General features: G+C 77.1%; 1 pseudogene. It reads left to right on the forward strand.

The features are described from left to right. Nucleotides 1–676: pseudogene (locus EAO76_RS41060) on the forward strand (polyketide synthase dehydratase domain-containing protein); the annotation flags it as partial.

Here is a 676-nt window from a genome sequence, read left to right on the forward strand (position 1 = left end):
GTTCCGTCCGCCCCGTCGGCTCAGCCCGGCCCGTCCGTCCCGCCCGGTCTGCTCGGCGAACCCGTCACCCGCCACGCCGACCACGCCGTCTGGCACCTGGTCCTCGACCTGGACACCCACGGCTTCCTGCGCGACCACCTGGTGGACGGCAGACCCACCGTGCCGGGCGTGCTGCTGGCCGACATCGCGGTCCAGGCGGCCCGCGCACTGGCCCCCGGACTGCCGCCGCGCGGCATCGACGCCCTCACCTTCAGCGCCTGGGTCCGCGCCCGCACCGACGGCAGACCCGCCCGGTACCGCGTCGAGGCCCGCCGCCGCGCCACCAGGACGGCCTGCGCGGTCGGTGTGACCATCCGCTCCGACGTCGTCGCTCCCGACGGACGCGTCCTGGCACACGACCGGGAACACGTCCGCGCCACGGTCCGGCTGGGCGGCACGGTCCCGCTGCCCGAACCGTACGGCCCGCTCGTCGGACCCCACCGCACGGTCGACGACCCGTACTACGACGCCGCCTCCCCGGTCCTGCTCACCGGCGCCTTCCGCGCCACCGACCGGTGCCGCGCCACCGAATCGGGCACCGGGGCCCGCTGGCGCCCCGACCCGGAACGGCTGTCCGTACTGCCCCGGCTCTCCACCCCGGTCGTCCTCCTGGACGGCCGGGGTGGAGAGCCGGGGC

It is taken from the genome of Streptomyces sp. sk2.1 (assembly GCF_008120935.1).
GTDB lineage: Bacteria > Actinomycetota > Actinomycetes > Streptomycetales > Streptomycetaceae > Streptomyces.